At 70.9% G+C, this 4757-nt stretch carries 3 protein-coding genes; all 3 read left to right on the forward strand.

The window, feature by feature from the left end:
• The coding region (locus D7X12_RS39385) for a TIGR02266 family protein (protein WP_244225054.1) at window positions 1-420 on the forward strand (420 nt) is incomplete at its 5' end.
• A gap of 114 nt (window positions 421-534) precedes the next feature.
• Window positions 535-1992, forward strand: a complete 1458-nt coding sequence (locus D7X12_RS39390) for a metallophosphoesterase (RefSeq protein WP_244225055.1) — start codon at window positions 535-537, stop codon at window positions 1990-1992.
• A 104-nt stretch (window positions 1993-2096) separates the two neighbouring features.
• Window positions 2097-4532, forward strand: coding sequence for a PAS domain-containing hybrid sensor histidine kinase/response regulator family protein (locus D7X12_RS39395; RefSeq protein WP_208719586.1), 2436 nt, complete (start codon window positions 2097-2099; stop codon window positions 4530-4532).
• Window positions 4533-4757 lie beyond the last annotated feature (225 nt).

Below are 4757 nucleotides of genomic sequence, written 5' to 3' on the forward strand. Positions count from 1 at the left end.
GCCGCGGGGGCAGGCGCCCGGGCGAAGGGGCCCCCCCAGGCGCCTGCCCCCGCGGCCGTGCCGCCGCCCGCGAAGGACGAGGCGCGGCGCAACGGCCGGGTGCGGATGCACACGACCATCGACACGCGCAGCGACTCCAACTTCTTCACCGGCTTCTCCATGGACATCAGCGAGGGCGGCGTCTTCATCGCCACGGTGGAGGCGGTGCCGCGCGGCACGCCGGTGGAGCTGGACTTCACCCTGCCGGGCGGCCGGCCCCTCACGGTGAACGGCGTGGTGCGCTGGGCCCGCGACGGCAACGACCGCACCCCGGAGCTGATGCCCGGCGTGGGCGTGCAGTTCACCACACTGCCGCCCGAGGTGGCGCACGCCATCTCGTCGTTCGTCGCCACGCGCGACCCCATGTTCTATCCGGACTGAGCCGGGGGCTTCCTCCAGTCTTCCCCGACCGCTTCGGCAATGCTATGCGCAGCCGGGCAATCCATTTTTAATCTGGACAACCCGACAGCATTGACGGTACCGGAGGAGACATCCTTGAAGTCCCATTCCCTCATCGCATCCCTGGCCCTGGCGGGCCTGCTGTCCGCGTGTGGCCCGGGTGAAGCGCCCGCGCAGCCGTCGCAGCCGGCCTCCGTGCAGGACGTGGGCAGCACCACGCAGTCGCTGGACTGCGCCGCGCTCAGCGCTCCCGTGTACATGCGCGTGCGTCCGGCCACCGGCTCCAGCCTGCTGACGACCAACGCCACGGAGGCCGCCAACGCGGGCACGACGTATGGGTTCACGGATGACCGGGGCACGCCCTTCAAGGCCGCGACGTCCACGGGCACCGGCCTGTCGCCCGTCTACCGGCTCTACAGCCCCGGCAAGGTCGAGCACATCGTCACCATCGACGCCGCGGAGCGCTCGACGCTGATGGCCAATGGCTACACCACCGACGAGGGCGTGGGGTTCTACGCGTCCAAGACGGCGGCCGCGTGCCTCGTGCCCGTCTACCGCTTCAACAACACGACCCTCCAGAAGCACCGCCACGCCGTCACCCAGGCGGAGCGCGACAGCCTCACCGCCGCCGGCTGGGTGAGCGAGGGCATCCAGTTCTACGCGGCGCCCACCGCCGTGGACACGAAGTTCACCCTGGTGGTCATCCCGGACACGCAGCTGGAGACGGTGTACCAGCCCGCGCGGCTGACCCACCGCATGCAGTGGATCGCCGACAACAAGACGGCGCAGGACATCCGCTTCGTGATGCACACCGGCGACCTGATGGACTGGGACACGCCGGACCACCTGCACTACCAGCGCGCGAGCGACGCGTACCAGATCCTGGACACCGCCCAGATTCCCTACGCCATCGCCATTGGCAACCATGACACGGCGGCGGTGTGCCCCGGCGGCAGCGCGTGCCCGGGCAACGTCAACGCGAACCTGCGCAACACCACGACCTTCAACGCGTACTTCCCGCTGTCGCGCTTCAAGGCACTGGGCGGCGTGTACGAGACGGGCAAGTGCGACAACGCCTACCACACGTTCAGCGCGGGCGGCCTGAACTGGCTGGTGCTCAACCTGGAGCTGTGGGCGCGCACGGACGCGGTGAACTGGGCGAAGACGGTGCTGGCGCAGTTCCCCCGGCACAACGTCATCATCATCACCCACTCGCACCTGAACGGCAGCGGCGGCATCGAGCAGGGCAACGGCGGCTACGGCAACAACAGCCCGCAGTACATCTTCGACAACCTCATCAAGCAGTACGCCAACGTGCGCATGGTCTTCTCCGGCCACGTGGGCAACGCCGCCTACCGCACGGACGTGGGCGTCCAGGGCAACACCGTCTACCAGATGCTCAACGCCTACCACGACAGCACGACGAACCCGACGCGGCTCGTGGAGATCGACACCGCCGCCAACACCCTCACCACGCGCGTCTACGCGCCGCTGACGAACACGGAGCGGGCAGACGGCGTGAAGGCATACAGCAACGTGAACTGGGTGCGCTGAAGCGCCGTGGCGGCCCCGTGATACACACGCCCGCTTCCCCTCCAGGGAAGCGGGCTTCGTCGTTCATGGCAATCCGCCCCGCCGCTTGCTATTGAGGCTCCGCCTTGAGCGACGCCTCCTCCCCTGCCCCCGCGCCGTCCGTGTCATTGCTCGCTGGCGGCGGTGAGATGGGCGCGCGGATGCGGGAACTGGACTGGGCGGCCACGCCCCTGGGGCCTCCCGGAACCTGGCCACAGGCGCTGCGCACCCTGGTGCGGCTGATGCTGGACTCCACCCAGCCCATGTTCGTCCTCTGGGGCCCGGAGCTGCGCTACCTCTACAACGATGCGTACAGCCCCTTCATGGGGCCGCAGCACCCGGGGCTCGCCCAGCCGTGCGTCCGTGTGTGGCCGGAGTTCTGGTCGCGGCTCCAGCCGCTCCTGGAGCGCGCGCTCGCGGGGGAGACCGTCTTCGTCGAGGACCAGGCGTTCAACCTCACCATCGAAGGCCAGCCGCAGGAGATCTGGTTCACCTTCTCCTATGTGCCGGCGCGGGACGACACGGGCACCATCGCGGGCGTGTTCTGCGCGCCGGTGGAGACGACCGGGCGCAAGCGCGCGGAGCGGGAGCGCGAGGCGGCGCTGGCCACGCTCCAGTTGGCGCAGCGGGCGGGCGGCGTGGGCATCTTCGAGCTGGACGTGGAGACGCGCACCGTCTTCACGTCGGAGGAGTTCTGCCGCATCTGGGGCATCCCGGTGCGGCCGTCGTACCCCATCGCGGAGCTGCTCACGCGCCTGCACCCGGACGACCAGCCCCGCGTCCGCACCGTGGACGGCACCCTGAGCCCCACCGCGCTGGAATACATCGAGTACCGCGTGCGGCGCGACGACACCGGCGAGGAGCGCTGGGTGGCCCGCCGGGGCGAGGCGCCGCGCGAGGGCATGCGCCGGGTGCCGGGCGTCATCTACGACGTGACGGACCAGAAGCGCGCGGAGGCGGCCCTGCAGGTGCTCACCGCGCGGCTGGAGCAGCAGCTCAGCGCGCGCACCGCGGACCATGACCGGCTGTGGCGCCTGTCCCAGGAGCTGATGCTGGTGTGCGGGTTCGACGGCCGCATCTTCAACGTGAACCCGTCCGCCACGCGCATCCTCGGCTGGTCCGAGCCGGAGATGGTGGGACGGGCGGTGTCGGAGTTCATCCACCCGGACGACCTGGAGGCCACCGCGGCGGAGCTGCAGCGGCTCTCCAGCGGCGTCACCACGCTGGCGTTCCAGAACCGCTACCGCCACCGGGACGGCTCCTACCGCGTGCTGGACTGGACGGCGGTGCCGGACGAGGGCCGCATCCACGCGGTGGGGCGCGACATCACCCAGGAGCGCGAGGCGGCCCAGGCGCTGCACCAGGCCGAGGAGGCCCTGCGCCAGGCGCAGAAGATGGAGGCGGTGGGGCAGCTCACGGGCGGCATCGCGCACGACTTCAACAACCTGCTGCAGGGCATCATCGGGTCGCTGGACCTGGTGCAGAAGCGCCTGGGCCAGGGACGCACGGAGGAGCTGGGCCGCTTCATCACGGGCGCGAGGTCCTCCGCGCACCGGGCGGCCTCGCTCACGCACCGCCTGCTGGCCTTCTCCCGGCGGCAGCCGCTGGACCCGCGCCCCACGGACGTCAACCAGCTGGTGGACTCCATGGAGGACCTGCTGCGCCGCACGCTGGGGGAGACCATCCAGCTGGAGCTGGCGCTCACGCCGGCGCCGTGGACGACGCTGTGCGACCCGAACCAGCTGGAGAGCGCGGTGCTCAACCTGGTCATCAACGCGCGCGACGCCATGCCCTACGGCGGCCGCCTGCGCGTGGAGACGCTCAACGTGCGGATGGACCCGCCGGTGAGCGGGGACCTGACGCCCGGCGCCTACGTGCGCCTGAGCGTCACCGACACCGGCGTGGGGATGACCCCGGACGTCATCGCGCGCGCGTTCGAGCCCTTCTTCACCACCAAGCCGCAGGGCCAGGGCACGGGCCTGGGCCTGTCGATGATCTACGGCTTCGCGCGCCAGTCGGAAGGCTCCGCGCGCATCCAGAGCGAGCCCGGCCGGGGCACCACGGTGTCGCTGTTCCTGCCACGCGCCCGCGGGGAGGCCGGCCCGGAGGCGGTGGACTCCGAGGGGCCGGGCGAGGAGCACCTCGCGCGGGGCGGCGAGGTGGTGGTGCTGGTGGAGGACGAGCCGGTGGTGCGCGCCCTCATCCAGGAGGTGCTCCAGGAGCTGGGCTACCAGGTGCGGGAGGCGGAGGACGGTCCGTCCGGCCTGCGCCTGCTGGAGTCCATGCCGCGCGTGGACCTGCTGGTGACGGACATCGGCCTGCCGGGAGGCATCACCGGGCGGCAGCTCGCGGACGTCGCGCGGCTGCGGCGCCCGGCCCTCAAGGTGCTCTTCCTCACGGGCTACGCGCAGGCCGCGGCCCAGGCCTCCGGGTTCCTCCAGCCCGGCATGGAGATGATGACGAAGCCCGTGGCCATGGATGCGCTGGTGGCGCGCGTGCGACAGATGCTGGAAGAGACGTAGGGCCTTCCCAATCCCAGCCGGCATGCACATCGCGGTCGCAAACCCTATCGTAGGCCTGCCCGCATCCGTCGGATACCGGACCCGGCTTGCCCTGGTGGGCTGAAACACGGCCCGGTGGCTGGCGGAAAGACACACAATCCACGAGGGGGTGTGCCTGCTTCCCCCCAAGGAGACCCTGTCCGCATGAGCACGCCCACCCGGACCTCGCCCCCCCTGGGGGGCCGT

Origin of the sequence: Corallococcus sicarius, assembly GCF_003611735.1 — a bacterium.
GTDB classification, from domain to species: domain Bacteria; phylum Myxococcota; class Myxococcia; order Myxococcales; family Myxococcaceae; genus Corallococcus; species Corallococcus sicarius.